Raw genomic sequence first — 20,499 nt, 5'->3', positions numbered from 1 at the left:
AAAACACCTCATAAGCCTTTGTCACAAAAGACAATGCATGCTCCAATTGGGGCTTGCGCATTCCGTTTTTGGCTATGCTGGTAGCCAGGCGTGCGGGCAATGCCTTGGGGCCGACAAACCCGTACAATGCTTGAGTTTTGAACGCAGGATGGGCTAAAGATCACAACCTTCGGCAACACCTGCGGTTTTCGGGATGACTGCCACAGTGGTAAAAGTAGTACCGGTTGTGCGCATTCACTTTTTTTACCTGCTCGGATGAGCAGTTTTTTATCGTCGTTCAACAGATGGACGCGCCGTTGGCGCAGGAAAAGAAGCGTTTTGAAGAAATCCACCGCAGCACCCAAAACAGTCGTTCCGCTCTGGCGCCAGCAACTGCACTACCGGCTCAAGGAAGGTGCATTGATCGCCATCGGAGCCTTGTGCCTGTTCCTGATGATGGCCTTGCTGACCTACGGCAAGGACGATCCGGGCTGGAGCCACAACAGCAAGATCGACGACGTGCAGAACTTCGGCGGTCCGGCCGGTTCCTACAGCGCCGACATCCTGTTCATGGTGCTGGGTTACTTCGCCTACATCTTCCCGCTGCTGCTGGCGATCAAGGCCTATCAGATCTTCCGCCAGCGCCATGAGCCGTGGCAGTGGAGCGGCTGGCTGTTCTCCTGGCGCCTGATCGGCCTGGTGTTCCTGGTGCTGTCGGGGGCCGCGCTGGCCCATATCCATTTCCATGCCCCCACTGGCTTGCCGGCCGGGGCGGGTGGGGCGTTGGGGGAAAGCCTCGGCGACCTGGCCCGGAACGCCCTGAATATCCAGGGCAGCACGCTGCTGTTCATCGCCTTGTTCCTGTTCGGCCTGACGGTGTTCACCGACCTGTCGTGGTTCAAGGTCATGGACGTCACCGGCAAGATCACCCTGGACCTGATCGAGCTGATCCAGGGCGCGCTGAACCGCTGGTGGGCAGCGCGCACCGAGCGCAAGCAACTGGTGGCGCAACTGCGTGAAGTCGACGACCGGGTCCATGACGTGGTGGCCCCGATCGTGCCGGACAAGCGCGAGCAGGCCAAGGTCAAGGAGCGCCTAATCGAGCGCGAACAGGCCTTGAGCAAGCACATGTCCGAGCGCGAGAAGCAGGTGCCGCCCGTCATCGCCATGGCCCCGGCCAAGGCCCCGGAGCCGAGCAAGCGCGTGCAGAAAGAAAAACAGGCGCCGTTGTTCGTCGACAGCGCCGTGGAAGGCACCTTGCCGCCGATCTCCATCCTGGACCCGGCCGAGAAGAAGCAGCTCAACTATTCCCCCGAATCCCTGGCGGCCGTCGGCCACTTGCTGGAGATCAAGCTCAAGGAGTTCGGGGTCGAGGTCGCGGTGGATTCGATCCATCCAGGCCCGGTCATCACCCGTTACGAAATCCAGCCGGCCGCCGGCGTGAAAGTCAGCCGCATCGCCAACCTGGCGAAGGACCTGGCGCGTTCCCTGGCGGTGACCAGCGTGCGGGTGGTGGAAGTGATTCCTGGCAAGACCACGGTGGGTATCGAGATTCCCAACGAGGACCGGCAGATCGTGCGCTTCTCCGAAGTGCTGTCGACGTCCGAGTACGACAATCACAAGTCGCCGGTCACCCTGGCCCTGGGGCACGACATTGGTGGCAAGCCGGTCATCACCGACCTCGCGAAAATGCCCCACCTGCTGGTGGCCGGTACCACCGGTTCCGGTAAGTCGGTGGGTGTGAACGCGATGATCCTGTCGATCCTGTTCAAGTCCGGCCCGGAAGACGCCAAGCTGATCATGATCGACCCGAAAATGCTCGAATTGTCGATCTACGAAGGCATTCCGCACTTGCTGTGCCCGGTGGTCACCGACATGAAGGACGCCGCCAACGCCTTGCGCTGGAGCGTCGCCGAGATGGAGCGCCGCTACAAGCTGATGGCCAAGCTGGGGGTGCGGAACCTGTCGGGCTTCAATGCCAAGGTCAAGGAAGCCGAGGAAGCCGGCACGCCGCTGAGCGACCCGCTGTATCACCGCGAGAATATCCACGACGAAGCGCCATTGCTGCACAAGCTGCCAACCATCGTGGTGGTGGTCGACGAATTCGCCGACATGATGATGATCGTCGGCAAGAAGGTCGAGGAACTGATCGCCCGTATTGCCCAGAAGGCCCGTGCGGCGGGTATTCACCTGATCCTCGCTACGCAGCGGCCGTCGGTGGACGTGATCACTGGCCTGATCAAGGCCAACATTCCGACCCGCATGGCATTCCAGGTGTCGAGCAAGATCGATTCGCGGACCATCATCGACCAGGGTGGCGCCGAGCAACTGCTCGGTCACGGTGACATGCTCTACATGCCACCGGGCACCAGCTTGCCGATTCGGGTCCACGGTGCGTTCGTGTCCGACGACGAGGTCCATCGCGTGGTGGAAGCCTGGAAACTGCGCGGCGCGCCGGAGTACAACGACGACATCCTCAACGGCGTCGAGGAAGCCGGCAGCGGCTTCGAGGGCGGCGGCGGTGGCGACGAAGATGCCGAAACCGATGCGCTCTACGACGAAGCGGTGCAGTTCGTCCTGGAAAGCCGCCGGGCTTCGATTTCAGCGGTCCAGCGCAAGCTGAAGATCGGCTACAACCGCGCCGCACGCATGATCGAGGCCATGGAAATGGCCGGGGTCGTGACGGCCATGAACACCAATGGCTCGCGCGAAGTATTGGCGCCGGGCCCTATGCGCGACTAACGACCGGACAGCCTGGAAACAGGCTGCTCGCCCCCCAAGACTTCATGAGGACTCCCATGCGCCTGATTCGCATGTTGCTGTTGCCCGTACTGGCCCTGACCACCTTGTCGGCCCACGCCGAGGAAAAGGACGTGGCCCGCCTGACCCAGTTGCTGGACGGTTCCCGGACCCTGACCGCACGTTTTTCCCAACTGACCCTCGATGGCAGCGGCACCCAGTTGCAGGAAACCGCCGGCGAGATGGCGGTGCAGCGTCCTGGCCTGTTCTATTGGCACACCGATGCGCCGGCCGAACAACTGATGGTGTCCGATGGCAAGAAGGTTTCCCTGTGGGACCCGGACCTGGAGCAGGTCACCATCAAGACCCTCGACCAGCGCCTGACCCAGACCCCGGCGCTGCTGCTTTCCGGGGACATTTCCAAGATCAGCCAGAGCTTCGACATCAGTGCCAAGGAGGCCGGCGGCGTGATTGATTTCACCCTCAAGCCCAAGACCAAGGACAGCCTGTTCGACAGCCTGCGCCTGTCGTTCCGCAACGGCCTGGTCAACGACATGCAACTGATCGACAGCGTCGGCCAGCGCACCAATATCCTGTTCACCGGGGTCAAGGCCAACGAGCCGATCGCCGGGTCCAAGTTCAAGTTCGACATCCCCAAGGGTGCGGATGTGATCCAGGAGTAAACCCAAAGCACCTGTCGGAAATGACTTGTGGGAGCAAAGCCTGTGGGAGCAAGGCTTGTAGGAGCAAGGTCTGTGGGAGCAAGGCTTGCCCGCGATACAGACACCTCGGCGCATCAGATAGACCGAGGTGATGCAATCGCGGGCAAGCCTTGCTCCCACAGATCTGCTCCCACAGGTCTCCCACAGATCTGCTCCGACAGAGAGTATCGGCACCAGGACCAAGTGAGGTTGCATAAGCAGTGATGGACCTGTTTCGAAGCGCCCCGATAGCCCAGCCACTGGCCGCTCGCCTGCGCGCGACCAACCTGGATGAGTATGTCGGCCAGGAGCACGTGCTCGCCCGCGGCAAGCCCTTGCGTGAAGCGCTGGAGCAGGGAGCGCTGCATTCGATGATCTTCTGGGGGCCGCCGGGTGTGGGCAAGACCACCCTGGCGCGGTTGCTGGCGGAAGTCTCGGATGCGCATTTCGAAACCGTGTCGGCCGTGCTCGCCGGGGTCAAGGAGATCCGCCAGGCGGTGGACGTGGCCAAGCAGCAGGCTGGCCAATACGGCAAGCGCACGATCCTGTTCGTCGACGAAGTGCACCGTTTCAACAAGTCCCAGCAGGACGCGTTCCTGCCTTATGTCGAAGACGGCACGCTGATCTTCATCGGCGCGACCACCGAAAACCCCTCGTTCGAACTCAATAACGCCTTGCTGTCGCGGGCGCGGGTCTATGTGCTCAAGAGCCTCGACGAGGCCGCGATGCGCAAGCTGGTGCATCGGGCGCTGACCGAGGAGCGCGGCCTGGGCAAGCGCCAGTTGAGCCTGAGCGACGAAGGTTTCCAGATCCTGTTCAGCGCCGCTGATGGCGATGGCCGACGCTTGCTCAACCTGTTGGAAAACGCCTCGGACCTGGCCGAAGATCACGGCGAGATCGGCGTCGAGCTGCTGCAAAGCCTGCTGGGTGATACCCGCCGGCGTTTCGACAAGGGCGGCGAGGCGTTCTACGACCAGATTTCGGCACTGCACAAATCCATTCGCGGTTCCAACCCCGATGCGGCCCTGTATTGGTTCGCACGCATGATCGACGGCGGTTGCGATCCGCTGTACCTGGCGCGGCGGGTGGTGCGCATGGCCAGCGAAGATATCGGCAATGCCGATCCGCGGGCACTGAGCCTGTGCCTGGCGGCGTGGGATGTGCAAGAGCGCCTTGGCAGTCCGGAGGGCGAGCTGGCCGTGGCCCAGGCCATCACCTACCTGGCCTGTGCTCCGAAAAGCAACGCGGTGTACATGGGCTTCAAGGCGGCGATGCGCAGCGCAGCCGAACATGGCTCCCTCGAAGTGCCGCTGCACCTGCGCAACGCGCCGACCAAGCTCATGAAGCAATTGGGTTATGGCGAAGAATACCGTTATGCCCACGATGAACCGGATGCCTATGCCGCTGGTGAAGATTATTTCCCCGAAGAACTCGAGCCCCAGCGCTTCTATCAACCGGTGCCTCGTGGGTTGGAATTGAAGATCGGTGAAAAGCTCAATCACCTGGCACAACTGGATCGCCTGAGCCCACGACAGCGGAGAAAACCTTGATCCCTTTGGTCCTTGCAGTCTCCGCCGGCGGCATTGCCGGCACCCTGGTACGTTTCGCCGCCAGCAACTGGGTCAGCGCAAATTGGCCACGGCACTTCTATACCGCGACGCTGGCCGTTAATATCGTGGGCTGTCTGCTGATCGGCGTTCTATACGGCCTGTTTTTGATCCGCCCGGAGGTGCCTGTCGAAGTGCGCGCCGGGCTCATCGCCGGCTTCCTCGGCGGCCTGACGACGTTTTCATCCTTTTCACTGGATACGGTGCGCCTGCTGGAAAGCGGGCAGGTGCCGCTGGCCCTGGGCTATGCGGCCATCAGCGTATTCGGCGGGCTGATCGCCACCTGGGCCGGCCTGTCCCTGACCAAACTTATCTAAACGAGAGACCGACATGCTCGATTCCAAACTGTTACGTAGCAACCTTCAGGACGTAGCGGACCGCCTGGCATCCCGTGGCTTCGCCCTGGATGTCGCGCGCATCGAAGCGCTGGAAGAGCAGCGCAAGACCGTCCAGACCCTTACTGAAAAGCTACAGGCCGAGCGCAATGCGATCTCCAAGAGCATTGGCCAGGCCAAGCAGCGCGGCGAAGACATCGCACCGTTGATGGCGAACGTCGAGAGCATGGGCACCGAGCTGAACGACGGCAAGCTTGCCCTGGACAAGATCCAGAGCGAGCTGGACTCGATCCTGCTGGGTATTCCGAACCTGCCGCACGAGTCGGTGCCGGTGGGTGAGGATGAAGAGGGCAACGTCGAAGTGCGTCGCTGGGGCACACCGAAGGCCTTCGACTTCCCGGTGCAGGACCACGTGGCCCTGGGCGAGAAGTTTGGCTGGCTGGACTTCGAAACCGCCGCCAAGCTGTCCGGCGCCCGTTTCGCCCTGCTGCGCGGCCCGATTGCCCGTCTGCATCGCGCCCTGGCGCAGTTCATGATCAACCTGCACGTCACCGAACACGGTTACGAGGAAGCCTACACGCCGTACCTGGTCCAGGCCCCGGCGTTGCAGGGCACCGGCCAGTTGCCGAAGTTCGAGGAAGACCTGTTCAAGATCGGTCGCGAAGGCGAAGCCGACCTGTACCTGATCCCGACTGCCGAGGTCTCGCTGACCAACATCGTGGCCGGCGAGATCGTCGATGCCAAGCAACTGCCGATCAAGTTCGTCGCCCACACGCCATGCTTCCGCAGCGAAGCCGGGGCGTCGGGCCGCGACACCCGCGGGATGATCCGCCAGCACCAGTTCGACAAGGTCGAGATGGTGCAGATCGTCGAACCGTCGAAATCCATGGAAGCCCTGGAAAGCCTGACGGCCAACGCCGAGAAAGTCCTGCAACTGCTGGAGCTGCCGTACCGTACCCTGGCGCTGTGCACCGGTGACATGGGCTTCAGCGCGGTCAAGACCTACGACCTGGAAGTCTGGATCCCGAGCCAGGACAAGTACCGCGAGATTTCGTCGTGCTCCAACTGCGGCGATTTCCAGGCCCGCCGCATGCAGGCGCGTTTCCGTAACCCGGAAACCGGCAAGCCGGAACTGGTCCACACCCTCAACGGCTCGGGCCTGGCGGTGGGACGTACCCTGGTGGCGGTGCTGGAAAACTACCAGCAGGCCGACGGCTCCATTCGTGTGCCTGAAGTCTTGAAGCCGTACATGGGTGGTATCGAGGTCATCGGCTAAATGGACTACTTGCCACTGTTCCACAACCTGCGCGGCCGTCGCGTGCTGGTGGTTGGCGGCGGGGAGATCGCCTTGCGCAAATCCCGCCTGCTGGCCGACGCCGGTGCGCTGCTGCGGGTGGTCGCACCGCACATCGAGCCGCAATTGCGGGAGTTGGTCGGTGGCAGCGGTGGCGAGTGCGTGCTGCGCGGTTATCTTGAGGCGGACCTGGACGGCTGTGGCCTGATCATCGCCGCCACCGACGACGAGTCGCTTAATGCCCAGGTCTCGGCCGATGCCCACAAGCGTTGCGTGCCGGTCAATGTGGTGGACGCGCCGGCCCTGTGCAGCGTGATCTTCCCGGCTATTGTCGATCGCTCACCGCTGGTGATCGCGGTTTCCAGTGGCGGCGACGCGCCGGTGCTGGCGCGGCTGATCCGGGCCAAGCTGGAAACCTGGATCCCCGCAACCTACGGGCAATTGGCCGGTCTGGCGGCGCGTTTTCGCAACCAGGTCAAAGGTTTGTTTCCGGACGTGCAGCAACGCCGGGCGTTCTGGGAAGACGTTTTCCAGGGCCCCATCGCCGACCGCCAACTGGCCGGCCAGGGCGCCGAGGCCGAGCGCCTGTTGCAGGCGAAGATCGCCGGCCAGGCGCCGGACGCGCCGGGGGAGGTCTACCTGGTCGGCGCCGGCCCGGGTGATCCGGACCTGCTGACCTTCCGCGCCTTGCGCCTGATGCAGCAGGCGGACGTGGTGCTGTACGACCGCCTGGTGGCGCCAGCGATCCTCGAACTGTGCCGGCGTGACGCCGAGCGGATCTACGTCGGCAAGCGGCGCGCCGAGCATGCGGTGCCCCAGGACCAGATCAACCAGCAACTGGTGGACCTGGCCCGGCAGGGCAAGCGTGTGGTGCGGTTGAAGGGCGGCGATCCGTTCATCTTCGGCCGCGGGGGTGAAGAGATCGAAGAACTGGCGGCCCAAGGCATTCCGTTCCAGGTCGTCCCCGGCATCACCGCCGCCAGTGGTTGTGCGGCCTACGCGGGTATCCCGCTGACCCATCGCGACTACGCCCAGTCGGTACGTTTCATCACCGGTCATCTCAAGGACGGTACCAGCGACCTGCCTTGGGCCGACCTGGTGGCGCCGGCCCAGACGCTGGTGTTCTACATGGGACTGGTGGGACTGCCGGTGATCTGCAGCGAGTTGATCAAACACGGTCGCGCCGCGGATACGCCGGCGGCGTTGATCCAACAGGGCACCACTTCAAACCAGCGGGTGTTTACCGGCACCCTGGCGGACTTGCCGTTGTTGGTGGCCGAGCATGAGGTTCATGCGCCGACGTTGGTGATCGTTGGGGAAGTGGTGCAGTTGCGTGAGAAATTGGCGTGGTTTGAAGGGGCTCAGGGGCAGGTCTAGAAAGATTGCCTCGTCTCTGATCGACGAACCGCCGCCCGCAGCAGGCTCGTCCCACCGTGTGGGCGCGGGCCTGTTTGCGACTGGCCTTCAAATCCCGGATCAGCTCTCAACCCCACGCCAGATCCCTTTCCCCTGCAACCGCTCCCGATCATGGGCAACCCCGAAGTCCTGCCACGGCCCCTTGGGCACGATGCCATTCGGATTGATGGTCTTGTGACTGCCGTAGTAATGCCCCTGGATGTGGGTGAAGTCCACCGTCTCGGCGATGCCCGGCCACTGGTACAACTCCCTCAGCCAGTTCGACAGGTTCGGGTAGTCGGCGATGCGTCGCAGGTTGCACTTGAAGTGACCGAAATACACCGCGTCGAAACGAATCAGGGTGGTGAAGAGGCGGATGTCGGCCTCGGTCAGGTATTCGCCGGCCAGGTAGCGCCGGGTTTGTAAGAGCGCGTCCAACCGGTCCAGCTCGGCAAACAGCTCGTCGAAGGCGGTTTCATAGGCGGCCTGGGCGGTGGCGAAGCCGGCGCGATACACACCGTTGTTCACCGCCGGGTAGATACGCTCGTTGAGTGCGTCGATGGTGCTGCGCAGGTGTTCGGGGTAGAGGTCGAGGTGGTTGCCGGTCAAGCCATCGAAGGCGCTGTTGAACATGCGGATAATTTCCGCCGACTCGTTGTTCACGATGCGTTGCTGGTGCTTGTCCCACAACGCCGGCACCGTGACGCGACCGGTGTAGTGCGGTGTGTCGGCGGTGTAGCGCTGGTGCAGGAAGCTCAGGTTGTCGAGTTTGTCGCCGGTCGAGCCGTGGGCCTTGTCGAAGGTCCAGCCGTTTTCCAGCATCAGGTAACTGACCACCGAGACATCGATCAGGTCTTCCAGGCCCTTGAGCTTGCGCAAAATCAGCGTGCGATGGGCCCAGGGACAAGCCAGGGACACGTACAAATGGTAGCGTCCGGCCTCGGCGGCAAACCCGCTGCTGCCGTCCTTCGTGATCCAGTTACGGCGTTGCGCTTGTTCGCGCTGGAACGTGCCGTCCTTGCTCTCATACCACCGGTCCTGCCAGCGGCCCTCGACTAACAATCCCATCTCGATCTCCTCGCCAATAAACGTTGGAGACGAGTCTATTCGGATAGGTTCGAACTAAAAGCGCAAAGGTTGGGCGTTTATGATCGATCAAATCGATCTATCCCGCGCCTCCCAATACTGCCGGGCCTGCTCGAACGCTGCTTCGCGAGCCAGGCCCAGGCCACGCAAGGCCAGGGCCATGGTGGCGATCAAGGCCAGTTGCGGGTAGCTGTCCTCGACGTCACCGCGCCAAATGGCTTTCAAGTGCTCGGGGTCAAGGTTGTCCGGTTTGACGTGGCGCTGCTCGGCCAGTCGCGGCCATTCCTCGTCCCAGCTCACGCCGCCCGTGGTGCCGTACAGATGGCTGTCGGCGTCCGGGTTGATCTCGATTTCGCCGCCGTCGCCCTTGATCACGATGGCGGTGTCGCCCAGTAGACCGCTGGCCTCGCGATGCACGGCCTGGTAGCCCGGATGGAAGATGCTTTGCAATCCGCAACGGGCGCCCAACGGGTTGAGGATTCGCGCCAGGGAGTGGATCGGCGAGCGCAGGCCCAGGGTGTTGCGCAAGTCGATCATGCGCTGCATCTGCGGTGCCCAGTCCACCAGCGGCATGAAGGCCAGGCCGCCCTTGTCCAGGGCGCTGGCGACCTGTTGCCAGTCGCGGCACAGCGGAATCTGCAAGAACGCCAGCAGTTGCTCGGTGTAAAGCCGCCCGGCCGTGTGGGCGCCGCCGCCGTGCATGAAGATCCGCACGCCATTCTGCCCAAGGCATTTGGCGGCCAGCAGGTACCACGGCAGGTGGCGTTTCTTGCCGGCGTAGGTCGGCCAGTCGAGGTCCACCGCCAGCGCCGGGACCACCAGTCGCTCGCGCAGGGCCTCGGTGAAACCGGCCATCTCCTCGGCGCTTTCTTCCTTGTGCCGCAACAGCATCAGGAAGGCGCCGAGCTGGGTGTCCTCGACCTTTTCGTCGAGCACCAGGCCCATGGCCTCGCGCGCTTCTTCGCGGGTCAGGTTGCGGGCACCGCGCTTGCCTTTGCCAAGGATGCGCACGAACTGGGCGAACGGGTGTTCGGCCGGGGTATCGAGGGTCAGCGAGGGAAGGTCGGTCATAAGCAATTCGTCGGTTTGGGCAGGCCCGCAAGCTTGGCGGCGAGTTTGGCGGGTGTGCCTTTGAACAGTCGGTTCAGGTGCAGGCTGTTGCCTTTGTCCGCGCCCAGTTTCAGCGCGGCGTACTTGATCAGCGGCCGGGTCGCGGGAGACAGCTGGAATTCGTCGTAGAAGCCGCGCAGCAGTTCGAGGATTTCCCAGTGCTCGGGGCTCAGTTCGATGTCTTCGGCGGCCGCCAGGGCGGTCGCTACGTCGGTCGACCAGTCGTTCCGGTCGGCCAGGTAGCCGTCCTTGTCCAGCGCGAGGGCGCGTTCGCCCACGTTCAGCGTCTTCATAGCCAGGTGTTGACCTTGTCGTGCTCGATCGATAACTCGACGAAGCCCGCGTAGTTGATGGCTTCGGCCCAGTCCGGCGTGTCCAGGGCGCGGGCTTGGAGGTCTTCGGCGAGTACGAACAGGTTCGCCCCGGCGGCCAGCAGCGTTTCGAACGGTGGGCTGCCCGGCTGCAGCGCATACGTCGCGTCGCCGCACAGCAGCAATGCATCCTGTTTGCCCAGTACCCGCAGGCAACTGGCGAGGCGGTTATCGCCGAAGGGCGAATGAGACAACACATGCAAAGTCGACATCAGAGGGTAATCACCTGATCGTAGCGGTCAATGAGCGCGGCGATGTCCGGCGCGGTCAGCACGGCCACGCCGTCCAGCGCCAGGGTATCGGTGGCGATGGCGCGTTCGGCGGCGCTGTCGGCACAGAGGAACAGGTCCTCGACGCCGAACATCGGCAACGCCTGCAGGTTGGCGCTCAAGTCCTTTTGCTGCACAGCCTTGGCACTTTGGCCGGCTGTGAGCTGGAACACGCCGTCATCGAGAAACAGCAGGCCGATGGGCAAGTCGAAGGCGCCGCCGGCCAGGACGATGTCCAGCGCTTCCCGGGCACCCGGGCCGGACCATGGGGCCTGGCGGCTGATGAGCAGTATAGATTTGGCCATCATGCACCTCCAAAGCAGATCAGGCGGTCGGCGTCCTGGATCGCATCGTGCAACTGGCCGAGCCCGGACAAGGTCCACGGTGCTTCGACGCTGACAGCCGAGCGCTGGTAGCGCTGCGCCTCTTCATCGTTCAGCACGCCACGGCGCAGCGCCGCCGCGATGCAGACCACGCCGTCGAGCTGGTTGTCGCGCACGAAGGTGCGCCACTGCTGGGGGAGGTCTTGTTCGTCCTGTGGCGTGACGACACTGGCGCAGGCGTTATAGACGCCGTCCTGATAGAAAAACAGCCGCACGATCTCATGTCCGCCCGCCAGCGCCGCCTGGGCAAACAGCAAGGCACGGCGCGAGGAGGGCGCATGGGCGGCGGAAAACAGCGCGATGGCGAATTTCATGACAGACCCGGTCAGCAAAACTGCGGCCATGATAAAGCTTTATGGGCGGGCGCAGTGCTACAGTCCGCTTTTTTCTCGGTGAGTGAATGCAATGCGAACGTTGATGGTGGCCCTGGTTGCGACCCTGTTGGCCGGTTGCGCGGGGTCGGCGATGAACGAGGCCAGGACCCAGGCCCCCTACAAGACGTTGACCTCCGACAAACCGGAGCAGAACGTTGCCCAGTGCGTGAAGTTCGCCTGGGAAGACGAAGCGGTGTTCGGCGTGGATGCCGGTGCTTACCTGCAACCGGGCAAGAAAGGCGGGTCGACGGTGTACACCCGCTCCGCCGAATCGTTTGTCGACCTGGCGACCGATGCCAGCGGCACCACGTTGAGCTATTACGCCAAGCATGACGACTTCATGGCCAAGCGCCGGTTGGCAGCGTTGGCGACGTGTCTATAGGCGGATAGAGCGAGGCGTCGGCTATCGCGAGCAGGCTCGCTCCCACAGGGTTTGTGTTTCAGTCGGCGGGCGCCAGGTGCTTCTGGAAGAAGAAGCGCTGGTGCCCCGGCGGGTAGTCGTTGATGTGGCCGATGGGTGTGAAGCCGTGCTTGCGGTAGAACTCCGGCGCCTGGAAGTCGAAGGTGTCCAGCCAGATGCCCACGCAGTTTTTCTCCTTGGCCAGCGCTTCGGCCATCTGCATCAGGGTCGAGCCTGTGCCCTGGCCCCGGGCCTGCTCCGGCACCACCAGCAACTCGATGTACAGCCAACGAAAAAACACCCGACCGTAGAGCCCGCCGACGATGGCGTCATGTTCGTCACGCACCAGCCAGGCGACCAGTTCGGGCGTCGATCCACCCGCTTTGGCCGTGTTGTAGGCGCGCAATGGCGCGAGGATGGCCTGGCGTTCTTCGTCGGTGGGGGCGTCCGTGCGTTCGATGCGTAGCGTCATGGGTGATGTCCTTATTCGTGAGGAAGCAACCGCTGGAGCCTATCCCAAAGGGCGACCCTGACGTAACCCGCTCGACAAGAAACGGGCGCATTACGCAAACCGGGTCATACTGCCTATTGCCGTTGAAGCGCTTCTCGTCACGATATAGGGGCGGCGCTGGGTTATCGAGTCGCTGGACGGCAGCGATACTGTTTGAAGAGGGAAGGTCATGAACACCGCATTGCTGATCATCGATGTGCAGAACGCGCTGTGCAGTGGCGAAGAGGAATGCTTCGACATCCAGCGCGTTATCCGGACCATCAACGACCTCAGTGCCAAGGCCAGGGCGCTCGACTTGCCGGTGATCCTGATCCAGCACGAAGAACTGCAAGGTGCGCTGGTGCACGGCACGGATGCCTGGCAACTGGCCGAGGACCTGCTGACCGCTGCCCGTGACCTGCGGGTGCGCAAGACCACGTCGGACGCCTTTTACCAGACCGACCTGCAACCGCTGCTGCAAGCTCGAAGCATCGACCGGTTGGTGGTGTGTGGGCTACAGACTGACTACTGCGTCAACGCCACCGTGCGCCAGGCCCACGCGCTGGGCTACGACGTGGTGCTGGCCGCCGACGCCCATTCCACCGTGGACAACGGCAGCCTGGCGGCAGAGCAGATCATCGCCAACCACAATGATCGGCTGGGACGCTTGAGCAGCGCGGTGTCGCGGATCGATGTGGTGGCGGCGGCGGAGATCCATCTGTAGCGGCTCCCTCGCCACAACATCACATGACTCATGATTGGCGGCGCTCAAGGCGCGCCGAATACCATTGTCCAGTAGATCCCCGCATCGCTGCGCGAGTCGGTCGCGGACGCTGCGCCCATCTGGGTGAACATCGGGTTCATCAGGTTCGCGCAATGGCCGGGGCTGGCGAGCCAGTCGCGCATGGCCTGGTTCGGCGAGCCTTGTCCGGCGGCGATGTTCTCGCCCAGCTTGCGGCCGCGAAAACCGGCGCTCTTGGCGCGGTCGGCGACTGAGCGCCCATCCGGGTCCTGATGGGCGAAATAGTTGCCGCGGGCCATGGCCCGGCTATGCCCTTGCGCGGCGGTGCCGAGGGCGCCATTCCAACTCAGCGGCCGTGCGGCGGCAAAGCGCTGGCGGCCACACAGGCGAGACTGTGCCCTGGCGGCATTGACCTGGGCCAACAGCGTTTTGTTGGCCGAGGCCGCGTCGGTCATCCGGCCGCCCATGGACTGTGCCAGCACCACGCGCCATTCATCGCCGACCCGGTTGACGCCGATGTCGGTGTATTGGTTATCCAGCAGGGCGGCGCAATGTTCATCCGCCAACATGTCGAAGGCTTCCTCGGCGTCCCGCGCATCCGTCAGGCGAATGCTGCGCACGGAGCGGGCCTGGTAGCCGGCGTCCTTGAGACTTTCGCGCAGGCCACCCCGAAAGCCGATCGGCAGCTCCAGGCTGGACCGCAGCGCCAACGGCGGGGATGCGCGCACGGTGCGCCATTCGCATCGGCGGGACTGGCTACGGTAGTCGTTGATGGCGTCCGCCAGTTGCCGTTCGCCACGGGCGTGGGCGGGGCTGGCAAACAAAGGAAACAGGGCGAGCAGGCACAGCGAAACGAAACGGCAAGAGCGAACAGGGTGGCGCATGGGGCGAACGGCTCAAGAGGGGAATTGCCAGGGCGCCAGGCTTGGCACCAATCAACCGGAAAACGCCTCGCCGTGGGCCGGTGAGGTTTTCTCGGCTGGGGTAGGACTGCGGGTTTGGGGACAAGTTTCACTTCGCCGCAATCACTGGCGCCTTGGCCCGTTTGACCTGGCACGTAGCGATGATGTCATCGTACGACTTGATGGTTTTTGTGTGACGACCCTGGTAAGCGATACCTTTCGATCTCGCATGAACTGCTTGATATGCAAGCAATACGTCAGTGAGTGGAACCCTCGACTCAATCAAGTATGCAACTTGTCTTGTATGACGTCTTATCAGATAGTAAAACAGTGTCCCCGTCCAAAAATAATTAACGGAGAGACACACGATGGATGCTTCGCATGCTGCAACCGGCGCCAATCAGGGCCGTCGGGTCTTCCTGAAAAAATCCCTGGTGGTCTCGGCCGCGGCCGCCACCTTGGGCAACTTGCCGGGGTTCGCCGAGGCTGAGCCCTTGAGCCAGCGTTACCCCGACCCGCTGATCAATATCCTGGACCCCAGTTTCATGGACCTGCGCCTTTTCAACGCCAGCGTGGAAAAGCTCGCCACCGGCCTGCGCTGGGCGGAAGGACCGGTGTGGATTGGTGACGGTCGCTACTTGCTGGTCAGTGACATTCCCAACAACCGCATCGTGCGCTGGGATGAAGTTACCGGTGGCCTGTCGGTCTACCGGGAGAACTCGAACTTCTCCAACGGCATGTGCCGCGATCGCCAGGGGCGGCTGTTGGTCTGCGAAGGCTCGACCACGTTAAGTGAAGGTCGGCGCATCACCCGCACCGAGCACAACGGCAGTCTCACGGTGCTGGCGGACAGTTTCGACGGCAAGCCTTTCAATTCGCCCAACGACATCGTGTGCAAACGCGACGGTTCGGTCTGGTTCACCGACCCGCCATTCCAGACCGGCAACAACTATGAAGGGCACAAGGTCACGCCGTCCCAACCCCACGCGGTGTACCGCATCGACGGCGAAACCGGCAAGGTCAGCCGGGTGATCGACGACCTGGCGGGGCCGAACGGGCTGTGTTTTTCCCCGGACGAAAAGATCCTCTACGTGGTCGAAGGCCGGGCTAAGCCCAACCGCCTGATCTGGGCGATTACCGTGAAGGACGACGGCACTCTGGGCGAGCGCCGCAAGCACATCGAAGGCTTGGATTACGCGGCCATCGATGGGATCAAGTGTGATGAGAGCGGTAACCTCTGGTGCGGCTGGGGCGGTAACGGTGACCCCAAGGCCGACCTGGAAAAGCTCGACGGCGTGCGGGTGTTCAACCCTGAAGGCAAGGCCATCGGGCACATTTCCCTGCCGGAACGCTGCCCCAATATCTGCTTCGGTGGCCGGGAAGGTAATCGGCTGTTCATGGCCGGCAGCCACTCGTTGTATTCGCTGTTCGTGAATACCCGTGGGGCGACGTTTGCCTGAGTGAAGTGAACTCAGGCATTGCTGTTCATTGTGGCGAGGGAGCTTGCTCCCGCTGGGCTGCGAAGCGGCCCTCGCTTTTGCGGTCGAGTGGTGTCAGTCATTTATGACTGACGTCCAGTTTGGTGTAGGTCACTTTCCCGCCTTCATTCGAATAGCCGACATTGTCCAGGGTGTAGACGCCAGCCTTGAAATAGAAGTTGTAGGCATACCAGGACGGATCTAGCTTTATTTGCTTGCCCAGGTTGTTGAGCAGCACCGTCAGCTTGCCCTGCTTGTCCATCTGCAAGGAGTAGGTGAAGACCTTGTTCAGCGCCATGTTCGGCACGCTGAAGATCACCGGACTCTTCAGGTCCTTGGGCTTGACTCGATATTCCACGTCGATGTTGCCGGTGCCCTTGGTGTAGCGGTACACCAGTTTCAACAACGGCGCGGGAGCATCCTTGGCGTGGATCTGCGCCGCCACCACACGGCCTTCGGAAGGTACCTGGTTCACTGACAGCGTGCCCTTGAGGGTGTTGACGCCGCTGTTGTAACGCCAGTTGCGCAACTGGCCGTCTTTGCTGGTCTCGCGTAGCTCGGAGCGCGGAAACTTGCTTTTGCCGGTATGGGAACCGGTGACCGGTGCCCAGAAGACGATCCGCTGGCCGTTATTGTCGAAATACGGGTTTTTCAGGGTCGGCATGGCTTTGGTTGCCACGACCTGCGCCGGGGTTTGTACGGGAAGGGTTATGTTCCAGATAGTCAGGTCAATCATGATCAAACGCTCCAACGGCATTTGCCGTTGCTCATCGGTTTTCGGCCTGCACGGGCCGTACTGCCTTCCCTGGCGCTGTGTTCATGTTATCGACGAGGGTCTGTTTCTCTGGATGGGCAACTGACGGACGGCTCTGGGATGCGCCTCGTGGCCGGTTTTGCTGGGGGACGTGCAAATGATGTCAATTTGATGCTGATCGGGTAGAGTACCGCCGCCCGAGAGATGGATCCCGGGCGTCTTCTCATGGAGTATTCAATGAACCACCTCAGCAAAGTTGTCGCCAGCGCATTGCTCGGCCTGGCCCTGGCGGGTTGCACCGGCACCCCGATGAAAACCCAGCAGTACGACAGCAGCCAATACACCGTCATCGGCCACAGTGAAGCCAAGGCCACCGGCCTGATGCTGTTCGGCTTGATCCCGATTCGTCAGAACAGCCGTTTCGTGCGTGCCCAGGATGAGGCGATCAAGGCGAAAGGCGGCGACGCCATGATCAACACCCAAGTGCAGGAAAGCTGGTTCTGGGCCTGGGTCCTGAACGGCTACACCACCAAGGTGTCCGGTGATGTGATCAAGCTGAAGAGCGTTCAGTAAAACCTGCTTCAGAGGTAGGTGAGCTTATCTGTGGTGAGGGAGCAAGCCCCCTCGCCACACAAGATGCTCCCCATCAATGTCCTCCCACCACCATATGACTGAACGGCGCCACATACGCCTGCAACGTCACCAGCCCGCCCACCAGAATCGCCAGCACCACCGAGTGGAAAAACACGTAGCGCAGGATTTCCCCTTCATGGCCGTACCAGCGGGTGGCGGTGGAGGCGACCACGATCGACTGCGCATCGACCATCTTGCCCATCACCCCGCCGGAACTGTTGGCCGCCGCCATCAGCACCGGGCTCAGGCCCAGCTGTTCGGACGTGACCCGTTGCAGGCCGCCGAACAGCACGTTCGAAGCCGTGTCCGAACCGGTCAGCGCCACGCCGAGCCAGCCCAGCAGCGTGCCGAACATTGGATAGAAAATGCCCGTGGCGGCGAAGGCCAGGCCCATGGTCGCGTCCAGGCCGGAATAGCGCGTGAGAAACCCCAGCGCCAGCATTGCCACGATGGTGATCAGCGAATAACGCACCACCCATAGCGTGCGCAGGTAGTGATGCAGCAATTGCGGGATGGAATAGCCCATCAGCAAGCCACCGAGAATCGCTGCCAGGAAGATGCCGCTGCCGGTGGCGGTGAACCAGTTGAACTTGTAGATCGCTTCCTCGGTTTTAGGCTGGGGCACCACCGGCGGGACTTTCTCGATCTGCTGGTGGATGGTGGTGAAGGTCAGCAGGGGCGAGAAGACCGGGTTCGCTTCACGCATCGGCTTGCCTTGTGGGTCGAGCTTGGCCGATTGGGTCTGCGGGGCGAGCGCTGGGCGGGTGTCGAAGAGGTTCTTGAAGCCTTGGGTGCCCCAGGCGAACACGAACACCGTGAGGATGATCCACGGCATCCAGGCCCGCAGCACGGCGGGGTGGGTGTCGCTGGAAAAAGCGCCGCTGGCAACGGGTTTTTCATCCTCGCTAGCCTCGACTTTCGAGTCATCGTGTCGCCCTGACAGCGCGGCGGACGTGTGCACTGTGGCCGGCTTCCAGACCTTGAGGAACAGGGTGAGGCAAGCCATGGAAATCAGCGCGGCGATGACGTCCACCAGCATCGGCCCGTGGTAGTTGGAGACCAGGAATTGCGGGATGGCGAAGCTGACGCCGGCCACCAGGATCGCCGGCCAGATCTCCAGCATCTTGCGCCACCCGGCGAACGCCCAGATCAACCAGAACGGCACGATCACCGAAAAAAACGGCAGCTGTCTTCCCACCATCATCGACAGTTCCATTTCATCCAGCCCGGTGACCTTGGCCAGGGTGATGATGGGTGTGCCCAGGGCGCCGAATGCCACCGGTGCGGTGTTGGCGATCAGCGCCAGGCCCGAAGCCGCCAGGGGCGAAAAACCCAGGCCGATCAGGATCGCGCCGGTCACCGCCACCGGAGTGCCGAAGCCCGCCGCGCCCTCGAAAAAGGCACCGAAACAGAAGGCGATCAGCAGCAATTGCAGGCGTCGGTCGTCGGTGATGCGCGCCAGGGAGTCCTGCAAGACCTTGAACGAGCCGTTCTCGGTGGTCAGCCGGTGCAGGAAGATGATGTTGAGCACGATCCAGCCAATGGGCAGCAGCCCGTTGGCCGCGCCATAGAGTGCCGCCGAACCGGCCATGCCGGCAGGCATGCCGAAGGCGAAGATCGCGATCAGCAACGCCGAGGCCAGGGCCAGCAATGCCGCCAGGTGCGCCTTGACGTGAAAGAACGCCAGGGACGCCAGCATCACCACCACCGGAACCGCCGCCAGGAGCGTCGACAGCACCGCATTACCGAAGGGATCGTAGACTTGTTGCCAGACCATGTTCCACCTCTGCTTTTTATTGTTGGAAGTGCAGGCCCGCGGGGGGATTGGCAGAAGAGTATAGGCGGGAGATCCGGCGGGGGATGGAGGTAGGGAATATGTCCCGCCTGCCAGGTCGGTTTCGGTGAAGTGGAAGGTGGTGCCGCGCTGGGCGGTGTAGGTGCCGGGTTTGAGGATGTGGAGTGGGTTCATGAGGCTGCGTTTGATCGAGATGGTTTGTGCAGTTTCGGGTCTTCGGAGGGGGAAGGCTTCTAATCAGGATTAGGGAGGTGGTGCCCCGAGGTTGGCGTGGTTGAGGTGGGTTCAAAACGGCAGCGGGAGACACGAACGTGTGCGAGCAGACGTTGGCCTTGAGGGAAGCATTGGGGTTGATCGCGGATGACGAGGTCGGCTGCTGAGGGGCAAGGTCTCTGAAGCGATTTATAACGTATTTATGCCGAGGATCTGAAGTTGACCCCGGTCAACGTGAGTTAGGCATGATGCATGCGGGTGATATGAGCTTATAGCGCTTAGCGGCTCAACGCACCCGTGCCGGTTCGGCGAGTCGGCGGCCTGTAGACTGGGGGGCTACAAAGATCCGACTCGGCCTTACGTTACAGGCTGGGTGCTAGCGTGGATCGACGTTATCCAACGCCCGATTTGCCAACAGCTCGCTCAACTCGATGACTTGTTGAATACCCAGCGCAACATGTCGTCGCGACCCTTCCAGGTCGAACGCCAGGTCGCTGATCATGGCGTTGGCTGAGGCCAGGCTTTCGCTGAGGTTGGCGAGTAGACTTTCGGTGTCGATGCCGGCGATGACGGTGAAGAGCTGGCCCGGTGGTGGGGCGGTTTTGGCGTCGGTGCCTTTCGGGTTCAGATAGAAATCCAGTGCCCGATCGGCGGCCTCTTGGACTTTTTTTGGATCGAGGCCGTTGCAGCTGGGGTCCGGTTGCGGAGGGTTGGGGGTTACTTTGAACATGATGACGCTCCTATGGGGAATGGGAGTCGCCAAGACCTGTCGCTAAACAGAATGGTGGCGACTGCACGCAGGTTAGCGAACCGGACATAGGCACCCGGTAGACCCGAAGGTCTCCTACATACAGCCGCCATAACGTCATTGCAGTTAGATCCCGCAACGAAGCATGGACGCTTATGTGCCTACGGTTCGGGTCGCTAAACCCGATCACTGATGAGCAGTGACGGAAACCAAGCTACCGGTACGGACCGGGACACACAATCGGGCGGATTCTGTCTTAGTTGTAGGCAAAGGCGCAAGGTGATGTAGCCTCGGGACTAGGGGACGGTGTTGCGGAGTATGTATGGCTGGAGGGCTCGATCCGCCGGATAAAATGGATGACCTTCTCCGAAGTTGTAGGCAAACTCCGATAGTTGCGTAGGAGGTGCCTTTTACGGTGTTTTTTTAATCGTAGCTCCCTTGATGGCCAGCTCTTCACCGGGATAGTTTCTTCAGGTCGCTGCAAATTCAGCGACCGGGATTGGTAACCCGATGAGTTACGCAACAGCGCCATTCTCAAGGGCTAGTTCGTTACGCCTGCAACATTGTTATGGCGGCTGTGCGTGGGACGCTCTCGGGCGTGCCGGTTTCCTTGACTCCCGGTTTACGAGGGTGTCAGAAATTTTGTGTTCGGGCATAACATGAGTAAGAGGTGCATGTATGCCAACCAAAAAGAAACCGCT

The 20,499-nt window shown here is 62.1% G+C and carries 21 protein-coding genes; 10 read left to right on the top strand and 11 right to left on the bottom strand.

Translation table 11 applies throughout. From position 1 onward, the window contains the following. Window positions 1-255 precede the first annotated feature (255 nt). The 6 genes from N4Q37_RS20435 (at window position 256) to cysG (ending at window position 8,032) form a co-directional block, all read left to right on the top strand. Window positions 256-2,721: a DNA translocase FtsK gene (locus N4Q37_RS20435; RefSeq protein ID WP_390897950.1), complete on the top strand. Its 2,466-nt coding sequence runs from the start codon at window positions 256-258 to the stop codon at window positions 2,719-2,721. Window positions 2,722-2,777: 56 nt separating this feature from the next. Beyond that, window positions 2,778-3,401 (top strand): outer membrane lipoprotein chaperone LolA, encoded by a 624-nt coding sequence (gene lolA, locus N4Q37_RS20430; RefSeq protein WP_260961388.1) that lies wholly within the window; start codon window positions 2,778-2,780, stop codon window positions 3,399-3,401. A gap of 242 nt (window positions 3,402-3,643) precedes the next feature. After that, entirely contained in the window at window positions 3,644-4,969 is a 1,326-nt protein-coding gene (locus tag N4Q37_RS20425) for a replication-associated recombination protein A (protein ID WP_260961387.1), read from the top strand. Further along, window positions 4,966-5,343, top strand: a complete 378-nt coding sequence (gene crcB, locus N4Q37_RS20420; RefSeq protein ID WP_260961386.1) for a fluoride efflux transporter CrcB — start codon at window positions 4,966-4,968, stop codon at window positions 5,341-5,343. Before N4Q37_RS20425 ends, crcB begins: the two co-directional genes overlap by 4 nt. Before the next feature lie 13 nt (window positions 5,344-5,356). Continuing rightward, on the top strand, window positions 5,357-6,637 hold the full coding sequence (gene serS, locus N4Q37_RS20415; protein ID WP_260961385.1) for a serine--tRNA ligase: 1,281 nt from the start codon (window positions 5,357-5,359) through the stop codon (window positions 6,635-6,637). Continuing rightward, complete coding sequence (gene cysG, locus N4Q37_RS20410) at window positions 6,638-8,032, top strand: siroheme synthase CysG (protein WP_260961384.1); 1,395 nt, start codon at window positions 6,638-6,640, stop codon at window positions 8,030-8,032. A 99-nt stretch (window positions 8,033-8,131) separates the two neighbouring features. Here cysG and N4Q37_RS20405 read toward each other — a convergent pair whose 3' ends face one another. The 6 genes from N4Q37_RS20405 to tusD form a co-directional block, all read right to left on the bottom strand. Then, the gene (locus N4Q37_RS20405; RefSeq protein WP_260961383.1) at window positions 8,132-9,118 is read right to left on the bottom strand and encodes a glutathione S-transferase family protein; all 987 of its coding nucleotides are present in this window, start codon (window positions 9,116-9,118) and stop codon (window positions 8,132-8,134) included. Window positions 9,119-9,205: 87 nt separating this feature from the next. Continuing rightward, on the bottom strand, window positions 9,206-10,207 hold the full coding sequence (locus N4Q37_RS20400; protein WP_260961382.1) for a glycosyl transferase family protein: 1,002 nt from the start codon (window positions 10,205-10,207) through the stop codon (window positions 9,206-9,208). Beyond that, window positions 10,204-10,539, bottom strand: a complete 336-nt coding sequence (locus N4Q37_RS20395; protein WP_260961381.1) for a TusE/DsrC/DsvC family sulfur relay protein — start codon at window positions 10,537-10,539, stop codon at window positions 10,204-10,206. Before N4Q37_RS20395 ends, N4Q37_RS20400 begins: the two co-directional genes overlap by 4 nt. Continuing rightward, window positions 10,536-10,829: a sulfurtransferase complex subunit TusB gene (tusB, locus tag N4Q37_RS20390; protein ID WP_260961380.1), complete on the bottom strand. Its 294-nt coding sequence runs from the start codon at window positions 10,827-10,829 to the stop codon at window positions 10,536-10,538. The genes N4Q37_RS20395 and tusB overlap by 4 nt, the downstream gene beginning before the upstream one ends. Next, window positions 10,829-11,191, bottom strand: coding sequence for a sulfurtransferase complex subunit TusC (tusC, locus tag N4Q37_RS20385; RefSeq protein ID WP_260961379.1), 363 nt, complete (start codon window positions 11,189-11,191; stop codon window positions 10,829-10,831). Before tusC ends, tusB begins: the two co-directional genes overlap by 1 nt. Beyond that, window positions 11,191-11,583 carry a sulfurtransferase complex subunit TusD gene (gene tusD, locus N4Q37_RS20380; protein ID WP_260961378.1) on the bottom strand — a complete coding sequence of 131 codons (393 nt, stop codon included), beginning with the start codon at window positions 11,581-11,583 and terminating at the stop codon, window positions 11,191-11,193. The genes tusC and tusD overlap by 1 nt, the downstream gene beginning before the upstream one ends. A gap of 91 nt (window positions 11,584-11,674) precedes the next feature. Here tusD and N4Q37_RS20375 point away from each other — a divergent pair, with 91 nt between their 5' ends. Beyond that, window positions 11,675-12,025 carry a hypothetical protein gene (locus N4Q37_RS20375; protein ID WP_260961377.1) on the top strand — a complete coding sequence of 117 codons (351 nt, stop codon included), beginning with the start codon at window positions 11,675-11,677 and terminating at the stop codon, window positions 12,023-12,025. Between the two features lie 58 nt (window positions 12,026-12,083). Here the strand turns inward: N4Q37_RS20375 and N4Q37_RS20370 are convergent, their stop codons facing one another. Beyond that, window positions 12,084-12,515 carry a GNAT family N-acetyltransferase gene (locus N4Q37_RS20370; protein ID WP_260961376.1) on the bottom strand — a complete coding sequence of 144 codons (432 nt, stop codon included), beginning with the start codon at window positions 12,513-12,515 and terminating at the stop codon, window positions 12,084-12,086. A 208-nt stretch (window positions 12,516-12,723) separates the two neighbouring features. On the opposite strand from N4Q37_RS20370, the gene N4Q37_RS20365 reads away from it, so the two are divergent. After that, entirely contained in the window at window positions 12,724-13,257 is a 534-nt protein-coding gene (locus N4Q37_RS20365; RefSeq protein ID WP_260961375.1) for a cysteine hydrolase family protein, read from the top strand. Window positions 13,258-13,301: 44 nt separating this feature from the next. Here N4Q37_RS20365 and N4Q37_RS20360 read toward each other — a convergent pair whose 3' ends face one another. Next, complete coding sequence (locus N4Q37_RS20360; RefSeq protein WP_260961374.1) at window positions 13,302-14,159, bottom strand: CAP domain-containing protein; 858 nt, start codon at window positions 14,157-14,159, stop codon at window positions 13,302-13,304. 386 nt (window positions 14,160-14,545) lie between these two features. Between N4Q37_RS20360 and N4Q37_RS20355 the strand changes: the two genes are divergently transcribed. Further along, window positions 14,546-15,637, top strand: coding sequence for an SMP-30/gluconolactonase/LRE family protein (locus N4Q37_RS20355; protein ID WP_260961373.1), 1,092 nt, complete (start codon window positions 14,546-14,548; stop codon window positions 15,635-15,637). Between the two features lie 97 nt (window positions 15,638-15,734). On the opposite strand, the gene N4Q37_RS20350 is transcribed toward N4Q37_RS20355, so the two are convergent. After that, window positions 15,735-16,391, bottom strand: coding sequence for a polysaccharide lyase family 7 protein (locus tag N4Q37_RS20350; protein ID WP_260961372.1), 657 nt, complete (start codon window positions 16,389-16,391; stop codon window positions 15,735-15,737). A gap of 255 nt (window positions 16,392-16,646) precedes the next feature. Here N4Q37_RS20350 and N4Q37_RS20345 point away from each other — a divergent pair, with 255 nt between their 5' ends. Then, window positions 16,647-16,982, top strand: a complete 336-nt coding sequence (locus N4Q37_RS20345; protein WP_260961371.1) for a hypothetical protein — start codon at window positions 16,647-16,649, stop codon at window positions 16,980-16,982. Window positions 16,983-17,055: 73 nt separating this feature from the next. Here the strand turns inward: N4Q37_RS20345 and N4Q37_RS20340 are convergent, their stop codons facing one another. Continuing rightward, window positions 17,056-18,819 carry an L-lactate permease gene (locus N4Q37_RS20340; RefSeq protein WP_260961370.1) on the bottom strand — a complete coding sequence of 588 codons (1,764 nt, stop codon included), beginning with the start codon at window positions 18,817-18,819 and terminating at the stop codon, window positions 17,056-17,058. Window positions 18,820-19,426: 607 nt separating this feature from the next. Then, window positions 19,427-19,780 carry a DUF6124 family protein gene (locus N4Q37_RS20335; RefSeq protein ID WP_260961369.1) on the bottom strand — a complete coding sequence of 118 codons (354 nt, stop codon included), beginning with the start codon at window positions 19,778-19,780 and terminating at the stop codon, window positions 19,427-19,429. Window positions 19,781-20,499: the final 719 nt, after the last annotated feature.

It is taken from the genome of Pseudomonas citri (assembly GCF_025336485.1).
Taxonomy (GTDB): domain Bacteria; phylum Pseudomonadota; class Gammaproteobacteria; order Pseudomonadales; family Pseudomonadaceae; genus Aquipseudomonas; species Aquipseudomonas citri.
This window is presented reverse-complemented; position numbering and strand designations above follow the sequence as displayed.